This is a genomic window from Verrucomicrobiia bacterium (assembly GCA_035577545.1).
Taxonomy (GTDB): domain Bacteria; phylum Verrucomicrobiota; class Verrucomicrobiia; order Palsa-1439; family Palsa-1439; genus Palsa-1439.
The window spans coordinates 37,696-51,033 of record DATLVI010000019.1 but is presented as its reverse complement, the minus strand read 5'-3'; the positions used below and the strand labels follow the sequence as shown (position 1 = coordinate 51,033).

Sequence of the window (13,338 nt, the reverse complement as noted above, 5' to 3'; positions counted from 1 at the left end):
TGATGATTTGCCAGGCACCCAACCCGAGCATCAATCCCGTAACGACGATCGCCGTGCCGGTGTCATGCGTCCGCCACGCCAACGGAATCAACCACGAGAAAAACGCCAGGGTCGTGCAGCCCATCACCACGGCGTTTCTCGCCGGATTCAAGGGAACCATCCCGGGTCGTTGAATGTCCCCGGCCTTTTCGCCCTGTTGACGAAGCAAAATAAACCGCCGCATCATGACAATCGTCATGGTCACGGCAATCACGGCGTAGAGCCACCAGTAGCCCGCCATCGCAACATAATAAGTCGGGTCGCTCCACTGCAAGTGCTGGCGTAAGGCCCCCATTCCGATCTGGCCCGCCACCGCCCAGAGCAGCACGAAAACCCAAAGGCTGGTGAACGCAAATTTTTGGGCCCGCCGTTCGGCTTCCGTCGGGGCGGCGCGCACCACAAGCCAATGGGCGAACATTCCGCTGAAAATCCCCAAGAACGGAGCCAACCATGCCAGGACACCTGATTTCGCTGCCGCCGCACTCGCTGTCGAGGCCGCGGCCGACCCCATTGTCAGTGGCAACGCCGCCAGCACCGCTCCCGAGAACGCCTGGCCCGGCGCCGTCCGGCTCAAGGTGCCTTCCACAAACGAGATTACTTCTTCGTGCAGCATCTTGCGTCCACGCGAGAGCCGTTGTTTCACGGCATCCTCGCTCAATTCCAATTCCACCGCCACGCGCTCTACCGACTGCTGTTCGCGATAAAACAAAATCATTGGTTCACGGTACGCATCCGGAATCCGCTCCAGCGCGCGCCAAAGGATCGCTTCTTCTTCACGACTCACGGCCTGCGCCGCCGGCGATGGCTCGAGCGCCGCCAATTCATGGATCGCGTCCACGGTCTCGGCCGCATGAATCGGCTCGTGACCTTGTCGACGCAGTTGTTTGCCAACCAGAAAACGGGCGATGCCGCACAACCACGAGCGAAGCAGGGACGGCTCGCGCAGTTCGGGAAGCTGTTTCCACGCGGCGATGAACGTCTCCTGGGCGATGTCTTCGCTCAAGGTCAGGCTGCCCGTGGCATTGTAGGTGATCGAACAGACCAATGACTGGTACCGTTCGACGATCTTCCGGAAGGCGTCGCGGTCGCCCGTCAGGCTCCATTCCACCAGTTGCATATCGCTACTCGCTGTCGTCGGCATTGTTTGGGTTGTCATCATATCACCGTATAAGTACCGGGAAAGTGTGAAGAGGTGACAAAGAAACTGTCACAACCACCCGTCATCGAGTCAACATCCTGCAAATCAATGTAGTACCGCGAATTTCACGGCTTGCTTCGCTGGGAACACCCCGGTATCATCCGCCGCTACCGTTATGCCGAGGGCTCTAATCACGGGTATTGCCGGACAGGATGGATCGTACTTGGCCGAATTCCTTTTGGCCAAGGGCTACGAGGTCGCCGGCATTATTCGTCGGGCACGCACTGAGCGGCATGAGCGCATCGCGCACATCCAAAACCGCTTACAACTCCACGAAGGGGACGTGCTCGATCAGGTTTCCCTGACGGGTGTGCTCCAGAAGTTCGAGCCCGACGAGGTTTACAACCTGGCTTCCCAATCCTCCGTGTTCCGCAGTTGGGCCGAGCCGATCCTCACGGGCGAAATCAACGCCCTCGGAGTCAGCCGCCTACTGGAAGCAATCCGCAGCACGAATCCCAAGATTAAATTCTACCAGGCCTCCAGCAGCGAGATGTTTGGCAAGGTCCGCGAATCTCCCCAGAACGAATTGACCCCGTTTTATCCGCGGAGTCCGTATGGGGTCTCGAAAACATATGGCCACTTCGTCACGGTGAACTATCGGGAGAGCTACGGGATCTTCGCCGCCTCGGGTATTCTCTTTAACCACGAATCCCCGCGGCGTGGCCTCGACTTTGTCACACGCAAAATTACGCACGGCGCCGCCTCGATTGCGGCCGGACGCAGCCAGACCCTCGTACTCGGGAATTTGGACGTCGAACGCGACTGGGGGTTTGCAGGCGACTACGTCGAGGCGATGTGGTTGATGCTCCAGCAGCCCGCCCCGGAAGATTTTGTGATTGGGCAAGGGAAGGCGCATAGTTTGCGCGATTTCCTGGGAGTAGCCTTCGAACACGTGGGCTTGAATTGGGAGAAGTTTGTCCAGATAGACCCGAAACTGTTGCGGCCCGCGGAGGTCGAGCACGTGGTGGCCGATTGCGCGAAGGCGCACGCGAAGCTCGGTTGGAAACCGCATACCAGTTTTCGTGAACTGGTGGGAATGATGGTCGACTCAGATGTTCAATTACTAAAGGCCCAATCATCGGCTAGGTGAAAGCCTCTCGCACGGTCACCTTCTATCAGCCCGACCTATCTCCATGCGTATTCTAGTCATTAACCATCGCGACGTCAAAAACCCGCGCGCGGGCGGCTTGGAGGAATTGGTCCAGCAAACTGCCAAATACTGGGTTGCTTGGGGACATCACGTAGATCTCTTGTGTGCGGGCTATGCCGGAGGGCGGCGAGACGAGACGATCGATGGTGTTCGCGTGATTCGCGGCCCGAACGAGTACATTTTCAATTGGTGGGCGCCCTGGAAAGCCCGAGCTATCGGCCCGCGCCAGTACGATATCATTCTCGAATACATCAGCAAGGTGCCGTGCTTTACCCCGATTTTCATTCGATCCACACCCACAGCTGTCATGATCCCGCATCTGTTCGGCAAGACGGCGTTTGCCGAATTGCCGTGGTTGATGGCCGCCTACGCCTACGCACTCGAGCAGCCTATCCCTTGGGTGTACCGCCGGTGCCTGTTTTGGGCCCTGTCGAAAACCACCGCCGAGGATTTGCTGGGCCGTGGCATTCCGGAAGAACGCATGGAGGTCATTTATCCCGGCTTCAACGAGGACCTGCTCAAACCAGATCCGCGGGTGCAGAAGACGCCAAATCCGACCCTGATTTATATCGGCCGCCTGAAACGCTACAAGCGGGTGGATCTGATCATCAGTGCCACGGCGAAATTGCAGGCGCAGTTTCCAGATATTCACCTTTTTATCGTGGGCACGGGCGACTACGAGAAGGAGTTACGGAATCAGGTGGCCTCCTTGGGAGTGGAGAAATCCGTGGAGTTTTGCGGATTTGTGAGCGAAGCGCGCAAGAAGGAACTCATGCAAATGGCCTGGATTGGCGCTCAGACGTCAACCATTGAAGGCTGGGGCTTGGGGGTCATTGAAGCCGCTGCCTGCGGCACGCCGACCGTGGCCAGCAATTCACCCGGTTTGCGGGAGTCCGTCCGGGATGGTGAGACGGGAATTCTCGTGCCGCACGGTGATGTCGAGGCCCTGCGGAATAAGGTGTCTGGTTTGTTTGCGGACACGGCGTTGCGCGAGACGATGGGCACGGCAGCCCGCGCCTGGGCCAGGCAATTCTCATGGAAGGAAATGGCGCACCATTCGTTGCAGTTTTTGGAAAGGGCCGCGGGCAAATCAAAATGAAGACGCGCGTCGGACTCTGGGTCACGCTGGCCGTCGCGCTCGCCTACGTAGTGTATCTCGGCACGTATTGGTTGCCTTTGGGGATGAGCGACCAGGAGCTAAGCGCGTCCGCTTCCCGCGTCTGGGACATCAAACAGCAAATCACCCAACATCATGCACTACCATGGTGGACGCCGTGGTACATGAGCGGATCGAGCTACGGGCTTAACCATGCCCGCGGTTTCTATCTTATCCCGTGGATCGCGTTTTCGACGTTCGCCAATTTGATAACCGCAGGCAAGCTCACCGCATTGATGGCCATCCTGGTAGGCGCCGTCGCCATGTACTTTTGCGCGCGGCATTTCATGAAAAACGAATGGGCCGCGGTCCTCGCTGCTGTCGCTTTCACGCTGCATCCCGAGCAGATCATCCGCGCGGCGGGCCACGAGCACACCACCATCGTGCTGTTCTTTCCATTCATGCCGCTGTTGTGGCTCACATTGTCGCGCGCGCTGGAGAAGAATACGTTTCGCGACACCTTTGTGTGCGCGCTCGTGGCGGTGCTGGCGTGGTGGACCGATAACAAGCAGGCCTTTATCTTTTTTCTCTTCTTGTTTGCCTACGCGCTCTACTGGCTCTGGCCGCGCCGCAAACAATGGCAGTCAACCGCAAAGACATGCGTCTTGCTCGGACTCCTGGGACTGGCGCTGGGTGCATGGGTGCTCGCGCCGGGCGTCGTCGAATCAAGCGACGTAAAATTGTTCGCCGGCGACCCTCTGGAAGGCTGGCAGAAGAATTATTCCTTCAAGAGCCTGTTCGCTTTGGTTGACCGCAACGGCGTGGTCACGAGCAACACCACGAATATCGTCTACACGCACGCGACCACCGCCGGTGTGCGCAGCCAGGCGGAATTGGAGCAGGTCCAGCGAGTAATGTCTCTCGGCTCCAATTCGCCCGAAAAATATCTGGGCATCGTCCTCGTGCTGGTGATCGCCATTACCGCCCTGTGGAACCAGCGGCGCGCGGATCGCCGGTCATTTTGGTTTCTCGTCGCGGCGCTACTGTGTAGTGTGATGTTCGCGACGAATGGCAGCGTCTGGACAGCGAACTGGCTGACGTGGGACGCCTTGCCATCCCAGCCAACACAACCCATGACGGCTGCCGTGCTGCTGTGGCTGTTGGTGACCGTGGTATTTCTCGTGTTTTTCTGGCTACGGAAGCTGACGAATCCCGAAAAGATCGCGCAAGCGTGCGTGGCGCTGGCGATCTTCCTGTTTTTGCCGGGGTTCAAGGTTCTCGCCGATCTGCCTTACTTCAAGGACATCCGCTCGCCATTTGTGTTTTATGACAGCCCCGCGATGTTCTGGGGCGCGATGCTCGTGGGCTTTTTCGTGACCGACTTTCTGGTCGGTGAGAAATGGCGTCGACACATCCCGAGAATTGTCGGCGTGGTCGGCGTGTTGCTACTTGTGGATTATTGGCCATACCAAGGCCCGGCGAAAGAAACCGATGTTCCCGCACGCACTGCTGAAAACTTGCAAGCCACGTATCGTTCGCTGGCGGCGGACAAGGACTGGGTCAAGAGCTGGGCGTTCACTGGTCGCTACTTTCATTTGCTCGGTCCCATGTGGGGTGGCAAACCCCAGGTGTATGAAGCTTTCTACGACTGGATGGCCCCGATCGGCCTCGGAGCGTTGAAACAACAGGCCTTTGGGTCGTGGGAAAACCATCGGGCATTCCTGAATCTGTTGTCGGCCCGCTATGTGGTCTTCGATAAGACCGACCCGAGCAACGCCCAACAGAAGGGATCGCAGCAAATCCTCGCCATGTACCGGCAGAGCTATCCCGTTTTCGTCGAGAACGAAGATTTTGTGGTGTTCCGCAACGACACAGCCCGAGCTTATATTACGGCGTACAGTCGGGCGTGTCTCTACGCAGGGGACGTCCGCAAGTCGGCGACCCTCGCGCTCGCTCTTTCCGCAAGGAACTGGCCGTTGGTTCAACCGAAAGAGGCAGTGGTGCAAACCTGGAGGCCTGACGATGGGCATATAGAAAAATATGAAAAGATTTATAAGGAAGACAGCTCTCCATTTCCGCCGGTTACCGAATCCGTTCCCGTGTCCTTAAGCGACATCCAACTCGTCCGGGAGAACTCACAGTTGATTCGCATCCATCTGACAGCGCCGTCAAGCTGTCTGGCTGTCATCGCGGAGAGCTATTACCCATTTTGGCACGCGGAGATGGATGGTCAACCGACAGAAGTCCTGCAGGTCAGTTGTGGCGTGATGGGATTGGAGTTACCCGCCGGTACTCACACCATCGCCCTGCGCTACCAACCACCACGGGTCTATGCAGTGGCTGGGGTGGTGAGCCTCGCGACGCTCATCCTGGGGATCGGTTTAACTGTCTTTGGCGGCAAACGCTCGGTGCGTTAGCGATTCTTCCACCATTCAATTGTCCGGCGCAGTCCCTCATCAAGTGGATAATGCGGTTTCCAGCCGGTGCCTTCGCGCAGCTTCGTGTTATCGGCCAGAAGATGCATCGGCTCGCTGGCCGGATAGGGGAGGGCGCCGACCTTTAGCAAACTGACCCGGTCGAGCGTCTCGCCGATCTTCCAGGCGATCTCGCGTACGGTGACAGGCTCTCCACTGCCGATATTGACGGCCCCCGTGAGACAGCTGCCGGCCACGGCGCAGGCCGCGGTGGCCACGTCCTCGATGTGCAGGTAATCGCGTACGCGGTCGCCCGGGACCAGCTTCATCTCCTGGTTGCGCAGCAGGGTATTGATGACGGCGGGCACCAGCCGCCGCGGGTCTTCACCGGGCCCGTATTGATAGAAAAAGCGCAGCCACGCGCTTTCGATGCCGACGGATTGGAGTGCGTCAAAGAGTTCGAGTTTGGCTTGCACGTAGGGCGTGGTCGGCTGTGTCGGGGTCGATTCGCGTTGCGGGGGATCAGCGGGTGCATATTCGAAACATGTTCCGGCCCCGATAAAATGCCGGCAGCCCGCTGTCTGGAGCATGCGGGCCAGTCTCAGGCTGGCCTGCACCCAATCTTTGTTTTGCGGGGCATGAAGGTACTTGCCCGGCTCAACATACCAGGCGAGATGAAGACAACAATCGTAGGAAGCCGGTTGGAGGACGAAAGATGGAGCAATCAGATCGCCGTGAATGATGCGCAGAGATGGCTCGATGTCCGCGACGCGACGGAGGTCGCTCTGGGGGCGCACGAGGGCGTGGACTTCGTGGTTTTGACGCACCAACTCACGTGCGACGTGAGAGCCGATGAAGCCGGCACCGCCAGTGAGCAGGACTTTCACAGTCGCGAGCCGTACTGCGCGGCGTAATATTTCTTGAAATCACCGCTCTTGATCTTGCGCCACCACGACGCGTTCTGGACATACCAGTCAATGGTTGCGTCCAATGCGCTCCCAAAATCGCGTTGCGGTCGCCAGCCGAGTGCGGCGAGTCGGCCGGTGTCCAGCGAGTAACGGCGATCGTGACCGGGACGGTCCTTGACCAACTGGATCAACGATTCGGGCTTGCCAAGCTTGCGAAGAATGCGGCCCGCGATTTCGATGTTCTCAACTTCGTTGCCGCCACCGATATTGTAGGTTTCACCGGACTGGCCGTGGGTGATGAGAAAATCGATCGCAGCGCAGTGGTCCTCGACGTAAATCCAATCGCGCACATTGCGCCCGTCGCCGTAAAGCGGTAGGGGCTTGTCTTCGAGCGCGTTCGTGATGAACAACGGGATAAATTTCTCGGGGTATTGGTTGGGGCCGAAGTTGTTCGAGCAGCGGGTGATTGTGACAGGCACGTTATGCGTTGTGAAATAAGCGAAGGCCAGGCGGTCCGCGCCGGCTTTGCTGGCGGAGTAGGGGTTGCGGGGATTCAACGCCGAGCTTTCGGTGAAGCTGCCGCTGGCGATGCTGCCGTAGACCTCGTCCGTGGAAACCTGGATGAACTTCTTTACACCGAACTCCCGGGCGGCTTCCAGGAGCGTGAATGCACCAAGGACGTCGGTCTTGATGAAATCGTCCGCCCAGAGGATTGACCGGTCGACGTGCGTCTCCGCGGCGAAGTTGACGACGACATCGATGCCCTGGCTCCAGAGGCGCGCTACGATTTCGTGGTCGGCGATGTCGCCCTTCACGAACTGGTGGCGCGTGGCGTCCGGAAGATTTGTGAGGTTTTCGAGATTGCCCGCATAGCTGAGTTTGTCGAGATTGACAATGTGCCAGTCGGGGTGCGCGCCCAAGGCGAACTTCACGAAGTGCGATCCGATAAAACCCGCGCCTCCTGTAACGAGGACGCGCATCAAGTCTTTCCTCGCGAAACGCTGAAGTTGGCGCCCTCGCGTTGGGCAACCAAAAGGCTGGTTTCGAGAAGTTTCTCGTGGGATGCGCCGGCATCGGCCCACCAGCCGTCGAGAACATCGAATGCCAGTTGGCCGCGCTTGATGTAGGCGTTATTGACGTCCGTAATCTCGAGTTCCCCACGGCCCGACGGCTTTAACGTGTGGATGATTTCAAAAACCGAGGGGTCGTACATGTAAATGCCGATGACCGCCAGGTTGGATTTCGGGCGGGTTGGTTTCTCCACGATGCCGATGATCCGGTCGCCACGCATCTCAGCCACCCCGTAGGCACGCGGGTTGGCCACTTGCTTGACGTACACGCGGGCGCCTCGCTTCTGTTTGCGGAACGCGGCCACGCCCCTGCGGATGTCCTTCTCAATGACGTTGTCGCCGAGCATTACGACGAGCTTTTCACCGTCGGCAAAGTGCTCGGCGAGCCGCAAGGCGTCCGCGATGCCGCCTTCGCCTTCCTGGTACGTGTAGTTGATGTGCGGCAGATTGAAGGCGCTGCCGTTGCCGAGGAGCCGGAGGAAATCGCCGGCATTGTTGCCGCCGGTCACAATCAGCAGGTCGCGCACGCCCGCGTCCACCAGCGTCTGGATCGGGTAGAAAATCATGGGCTTGTCGTAAATGGGCAGAAGATGCTTGTTGGTGATCTTGGTCAACGGCGACAGCCGCGTGCCCAATCCGCCCGCGAGGATGACTCCCTTCATTTCTGCTCCTTCGGTGCCATGGCGGGCGAGACTAGCGAAGCACTCGGCGCAAGTCAATCGCTGGCGCAGCCGCAAGGGATTATCATGCTTGACTTTGGATTCACGTTGCGGCCTCCTTACCTGTCTGTGCCGGACGGTCAAACAGTACGCGCGGGTGAGACTCAGGTTGATGCAGGCATGCACGATCCGGGCAAGAGGCTTACCTACCAATCGAAAGTAAGCGACCCTTATTCGAGTCACTCGGTAATCCTTTCGCGGGTTGGCGACGGGAAGGGGCGGAGGGTCTTGGATGTGGGAGCTGCGCAAGGAGTTTTGGCGCAACAATTTACACAACGTGGTTTCGAGGTGACGTGCATTGAGGGTAGCGCGGAGTTGGCAGCCATGGGCAAAAGCCAGTGCCACGAAATGATTGTAGCCGATTTGGACAAGCCGCTACCGTCATTGAACGGAGAATTCGACATGATCGTGTATGGTGACATTTTGGAGCATCTGAGGAATCCATTGGAGGTGTTCAAGGGGTTCAATCGCTACCTGCGCCCGAACGGCAAGGTCATCGTTTCGGTGCCGAATTTTGCCCACCTCTGGGTACGTCTCAACCTGCTTCTTGGCCGCTTCGATTACGCGGACCGCGGAATTCTCGACCGGACCCATCTGCGCTTTTTTACGTTGCGGTCCTTCAGGGATTTCCTGGGGGAGGCCGGGTTGGAAGTGGAGGAAATTGTCGCAACACCAGTGCCTCTGCTGCTGGTGGTGCCGGAACGCCGGCATGGCGGCTGGTTGTATGCCTTGCACAGCCTGAACGCCGCGCTGGCAAAAAGCTGGAAAACCATGTTTGGTTATCAATTCGTTGCTGTCGCTCATGCGAGGGCAACGTCATGAAGCCCAAAGTCGTTGTCGTCATGCCCGCCTACAATGCCGGGCGCACGCTACGTATGACGTATGAGGAGCTACCCAAGGACACGGTCAGTACAGTGATCCTGGTGGATGATGGATCGACCGATGAAACGTTACAGATTGCCCGCGAATTGAAGCTGGAGGTATTCGTCCACGACCGCAACTACGGCTACGGTGCCAACCAGAAGACGTGCTATGCCGAGGCGGTCAAGGCCGGGGCCGAGATCGTCGTCATGGTGCATCCGGATTACCAGTACGATCCCCGGCTTGTGCCGCAGATTATCGAGCCGATCATCAAGGGCGAAGCCGACGTCGTGCTCGGTTCGCGACTCAAGCAGGGTACCGCGTTGCAGCAGGGAATGCCTTGGTGGAAGTATTTTTCGAACCGCTTTCTCACCGGGGTGGAGAATTGGATTTTCGGGTTGAAACTGTCCGAGTTCCACACGGGTTATCGGGCCTTTCGTCGGGAAGTCCTGGAAACGGTCAACTACGCGATGAACTCGGATGGATTTATCTTTGACCAGGAGATCGTGGCCCAGGTGGTGGCGGCGGATTTTCGGATCGCTGAGATTGCTGTGCCGACGCGCTATTTTCCAGAAGCGTCTTCAGCGAGTTTGACACAAAGCACGGTCTACGGTCTCAAGATCCTCACCCTGGTCTTCCGGTTTGCGCTGTATCGTTGGAAGGTCATTCCCGGCCGCCAATTCGCGAGTTTGCGGGCACGTTATCGGAAGGCCTCGCCAGATCCCGCTGCATGAAACGCGACACAACCAGTGCGTCGAAGGTATCCGCTGCGATGAAGGGCTCGTTGCGACCATTGGCCATTTTGCTGGGGATTTACACCCTGATGTTTTTCGCCCTGGCCTATCGCAAGTATTCCATCTTTGCGAACGATTCAGCGGACACGGCGATTTTCGTTCACGCATATTGGGCAACGCTGCACGGGAAGTTTTTTTGGCACTATTTTCTTAACATGTGTTTTTTCGGTGATCACGGCGGGTTTATTCTCGTGGCGCTCCTGCCCGTGTATGCAATCGTCCCGACCGTGCCGGCGTTACTCTTCCTACAGTCAGCATTCATTGCGGTCACCGGGATCCCGATGTATCTGATCGCCCGCAAGGCCCTGCAGGATCAATTTGCCGCATTGTGCGTGACCGCCGCTTTTCTGTTGTTTCCCACAATCGCTTCCCAGCACGTGAATCAAATTCACGACACCCAATTCATTATCGTGTTCCTGCTATTCACTTTCTATTTCTACTACACGGAGCAGTTCGGGAGGTTTGTCGCGTTTACGTTGCTGTCGTGCCTTGGTAAGGAGAATGTCCCGCTCACCTTGATGATGTTCGGAGTCTACGCAGCCCTGCAACGGCGGCATTGGAAGTGGATCGTCACCCCGGTGGTCGTCAGCATCGGGGCGATGGCGCTTCTGTTCAAGGTGGTCATGCCCTATTATCGCGGCAACCAACCCTATCGTTCGTTCGCGTACTTCGGCCCGTTGGGTGATACCCCGCTGCAGGTATTGAAAACAGCCGTGTCGGAGCCGGGAAAGGTGTTCTCCGTGCTTTTCGGAGCGCAGAACGTCGTGTTCTTCATCCAATTGATTCAGCCGGTGGCGTGGATCTTGCCGTTTTTGTCGCTATCAATCATCTTTGTCCTGCCCGATCTGCTCGTGAACCTGCTGGCTGATAACGTTTCGCTGAAGGTTATCCGCTGGCATTACAATTTGACTGTGGGCGCGTTTCTTTTCGTCTCCGCCATCTTCAGCATCCAGAAATTGAACGCGTGGTTGGCGAACCGTTTTGGTGCGGCCCGTTACGCCGCGGGTTTCGGCGTGTTGCTGGCGTGCCTGACTTTATCCAGTTGGACGCTCTGGTTCGACCCGAACGATTATGTCCGGCCGCCGCAAGCCGACACATTGGAAAGAGCCCTGGCGATGATCCCCGGCGACCAATCGGTGCTTGTGCCACAAACGATGTTGGCCCACGTCGCCAAGCGCTGGTATTTCAACACCATCCAGCATTGGGTGTATCACGAACACAAACCGGAAAAGATTTTCGATTACAAGTACATTATCATTGATGCAAACGAACGGCGACCTGCCTGGAGCGTGCCGCAAGAGGTCATCAAAGCCTACGCGTCCAATCCCAGTTATGAATTGATGTTGAACGAGCAGAATGTCCTGGTCTTTCGGCGGGCTGGACAAGACATCTTGCAGACCAAACCATGAGTAGTCACGAAAAACAGACGGCTCCGGCAATGAAGACCTCTTCCGTTGGGGCGCCTGACAAGGACTTATCCCGCTGGGAATTGTGCAAGTGGTCGGCGGGCTTCGGTCTCCTTTATGTACTGCTTCATCTCCCGTTTCTATCGCGATACGACTTGTTCCTCAGCTCGGGCAACGCGCAGTGCTATCTGATGATGAAACGGATCCTGTCGGGCGAGTTTTACATCTATCAGTGGGCCGGTGATTACACAGGAATGGGGCCGGTGGATTTTCTGACGGCACTGTTCTTTGCGAGTTTCAAACCCTCGCTGGAGCTTTGCGCCCTGGTGAACCTACTCTTTTGGGGACTGGGCATTTCACTGTTGGTGGCGAGCGTGGGCCTTTGTCTCGGGAAACGGGCGGCCATCGGCGCTGGTTGTGCGCTGGCGATTGGTATGCCGTACTTCTTAAAGTTCACCATCGTGCCCTACGGTTCCGGCTACAATCTCACGGCCACATATGTGGGCTTGTTTGTATGGTTGACGATCCTGCTCTTGCGTCGGGGGCCGCAGAGCCGCCTTTGTGCGCTGACGGCGTTGATCATGGGCTGGCATTGGTACGCGCTCAAGAATGTGCTGGTGGTCTGGCTCGCGATCGGCGTGGCCATGATGGCGTTGCCACAAGGCCGCGATTTTTTGAAACGATTTCTTCGTTCTAAAATGGCGGTCTTTTCAGCATTCGCCTTCCTCGTCGGCTACAGTCCCGAACTGCTCTATAAAATGGGCCTCTTTGCTTCCGCCGCGGAAAGGTCAAAGGACTCGACAACCTTTCTGGGCATTGCGTCCCCGGACTTGATGGTTCGCAACTGGTATATGGAGCTTCGCTGTATCCCGGCCTATTTCAATGCCGATCCCTGGGCACGCTCACCCGAGGGTGTGCATTACCTCAATCACATGGAGAATTGGGAAAGTTTTCCACTGAACCCGGTCGATATGATTGGCATCCTGGCGGCCTTCGTCGTGATTTCCTTCTGCCTGCATATGGCGATTCGCAGTTATCGTGAGAAGAACCTCGAAGTCTTTATCCTGGCAATGTGCCCGTTCGTCACGTTCTTTACCGTGTTGATCGCCGCTCGATCGGGCGGCGGCTATTACGGGATTCGGCGCTATATCATGCCCGCCGGCGTCGGCTTGCTGGCATGGCTGGGTGTGTACCTGAGCCAGGCCGTGAAAGACCGGAACTGGGGAGTCTCGGTTCTCCTCGTCGCAACACTCGTCGCCTCCGTGTTCCATCAAATGGGTATGCACGGATTGCCGGACGAATTGGTGGATTACCGTATAACCGTCCACGACATTGAAGCGGGCGGCTACAAATACGGGATGTCCTGGTATTCCTTTTCGCATCTGCTGACGGCCCTGAGTGATGAGAAGGTCATATTCGGAATTATCGACCGTACATTTCAAAGTCCTTACCAGAAGCCGGCGGCCGAGGCCGAGACTGTCGCAATTGTCTGGCCGGCGATGAATCCTCCGCCGTATGAGTTCGCACAGACGCTGTTCTTCGGGGGCGTGAAGTTCAAGGATGACTCCGTCAGGAAACTACCGGAAACCATTTCCATCCTAGGTCATGAGTATCGGCGGATTAGCGAACCGAAGATCAACGGTGAGCTCGGCTGGGCGCCATACCGGAAAGTTATCTAGCTTG

General features: G+C 57.4%; 11 protein-coding genes. 7 read left to right on the top strand and 4 right to left on the bottom strand.

Translation table 11 applies throughout. From position 1 onward, the window contains the following. On the bottom strand, positions 1 to 1,198 hold a 1,198-nt coding region (locus tag VNL17_06595; GenBank protein ID HXI83743.1), incomplete at its 3' end, for a sigma-70 family RNA polymerase sigma factor. A 154-nt stretch (positions 1,199 to 1,352) separates the two neighbouring features. Here VNL17_06595 and VNL17_06590 point away from each other — a divergent pair. From VNL17_06590 to VNL17_06580, 3 genes are read left to right on the top strand one after another with little or no spacing between them, the layout of a single operon-like run. Beyond that, on the top strand, positions 1,353 to 2,327 hold the full coding sequence (locus VNL17_06590; protein HXI83742.1) for a GDP-mannose 4,6-dehydratase: 975 nt from the start codon (positions 1,353 to 1,355) through the stop codon (positions 2,325 to 2,327). 43 nt (positions 2,328 to 2,370) lie between these two features. Further along, positions 2,371 to 3,486, top strand: coding sequence for a glycosyltransferase family 4 protein (locus VNL17_06585; protein ID HXI83741.1), 1,116 nt, complete (start codon positions 2,371 to 2,373; stop codon positions 3,484 to 3,486). After that, positions 3,483 to 5,900 (top strand): hypothetical protein, encoded by a 2,418-nt coding sequence (locus VNL17_06580; protein HXI83740.1) that lies wholly within the window; start codon positions 3,483 to 3,485, stop codon positions 5,898 to 5,900. Before VNL17_06585 ends, VNL17_06580 begins: the two co-directional genes overlap by 4 nt. Here VNL17_06580 and VNL17_06575 read toward each other — a convergent pair. Genes VNL17_06575 through VNL17_06565 form a run of 3 tightly spaced genes read right to left on the bottom strand, consistent with a single transcriptional unit; the run spans position 5,897 to position 8,537 of the window. Then, complete coding sequence (locus tag VNL17_06575) at positions 5,897 to 6,784, bottom strand: NAD(P)-dependent oxidoreductase (GenBank protein HXI83739.1); 888 nt, start codon at positions 6,782 to 6,784, stop codon at positions 5,897 to 5,899. The two genes, VNL17_06580 and VNL17_06575, sit on opposite strands and share 4 nt — an antisense overlap. Continuing rightward, the gene (gene rfbB / locus VNL17_06570) at positions 6,781 to 7,785 is read right to left on the bottom strand and encodes a dTDP-glucose 4,6-dehydratase (GenBank protein ID HXI83738.1); all 1,005 of its coding nucleotides are present in this window, start codon (positions 7,783 to 7,785) and stop codon (positions 6,781 to 6,783) included. The genes VNL17_06575 and rfbB overlap by 4 nt, the downstream gene beginning before the upstream one ends. Further along, positions 7,785 to 8,537, bottom strand: coding sequence for a sugar phosphate nucleotidyltransferase (locus tag VNL17_06565; protein ID HXI83737.1), 753 nt, complete (start codon positions 8,535 to 8,537; stop codon positions 7,785 to 7,787). The genes rfbB and VNL17_06565 overlap by 1 nt, the downstream gene beginning before the upstream one ends. Here VNL17_06565 and VNL17_06560 point away from each other — a divergent pair. From VNL17_06560 to VNL17_06545, 4 genes are read left to right on the top strand one after another with little or no spacing between them, the layout of a single operon-like run. Next, on the top strand, positions 8,466 to 9,416 hold the full coding sequence (locus VNL17_06560) for a class I SAM-dependent methyltransferase (protein HXI83736.1): 951 nt from the start codon (positions 8,466 to 8,468) through the stop codon (positions 9,414 to 9,416). The genes VNL17_06565 and VNL17_06560 overlap by 72 nt on opposite strands. Next, positions 9,413 to 10,189, top strand: coding sequence for a glycosyltransferase family 2 protein (locus tag VNL17_06555; protein ID HXI83735.1), 777 nt, complete (start codon positions 9,413 to 9,415; stop codon positions 10,187 to 10,189). The genes VNL17_06560 and VNL17_06555 overlap by 4 nt, the downstream gene beginning before the upstream one ends. Beyond that, positions 10,186 to 11,658 carry a DUF2079 domain-containing protein gene (locus VNL17_06550; protein ID HXI83734.1) on the top strand — a complete coding sequence of 491 codons (1,473 nt, stop codon included), beginning with the start codon at positions 10,186 to 10,188 and terminating at the stop codon, positions 11,656 to 11,658. Before VNL17_06555 ends, VNL17_06550 begins: the two co-directional genes overlap by 4 nt. A 29-nt stretch (positions 11,659 to 11,687) precedes the next feature. Beyond that, on the top strand, positions 11,688 to 13,334 hold the full coding sequence (locus VNL17_06545) for a hypothetical protein (GenBank protein ID HXI83733.1): 1,647 nt from the start codon (positions 11,688 to 11,690) through the stop codon (positions 13,332 to 13,334). Positions 13,335 to 13,338: the final 4 nt, after the last annotated feature.

What these genes read in the sequence shown, in the direction of transcription:
- VNL17_06565 (HXI83737.1), bottom strand. Translation starts at nt 8,537, where the DNA reads ATGAAGGGAGTCATCCTCGCGGGCGGATTGGGCACGCGGCTGTCGCCG.
- rfbB (HXI83738.1), bottom strand. Translation starts at nt 7,785, where the DNA reads ATGCGCGTCCTCGTTACAGGAGGCGCGGGTTTTATCGGATCGCACTTC.
- VNL17_06585 (HXI83741.1), top strand. Translation starts at nt 2,371, where the DNA reads ATGCGTATTCTAGTCATTAACCATCGCGACGTCAAAAACCCGCGCGCG.
- VNL17_06590 (HXI83742.1), top strand. Translation starts at nt 1,353, where the DNA reads ATGCCGAGGGCTCTAATCACGGGTATTGCCGGACAGGATGGATCGTAC.
- VNL17_06550 (HXI83734.1), top strand. Translation starts at nt 10,186, where the DNA reads ATGAAACGCGACACAACCAGTGCGTCGAAGGTATCCGCTGCGATGAAG.
- VNL17_06580 (HXI83740.1), top strand. Translation starts at nt 3,483, where the DNA reads ATGAAGACGCGCGTCGGACTCTGGGTCACGCTGGCCGTCGCGCTCGCC.
- VNL17_06545 (HXI83733.1), top strand. Translation starts at nt 11,688, where the DNA reads ATGAAGACCTCTTCCGTTGGGGCGCCTGACAAGGACTTATCCCGCTGG.
- VNL17_06560 (HXI83736.1), top strand. Translation starts at nt 8,466, where the DNA reads ATGCTTGTTGGTGATCTTGGTCAACGGCGACAGCCGCGTGCCCAATCC.
- VNL17_06555 (HXI83735.1), top strand. Translation starts at nt 9,413, where the DNA reads ATGAAGCCCAAAGTCGTTGTCGTCATGCCCGCCTACAATGCCGGGCGC.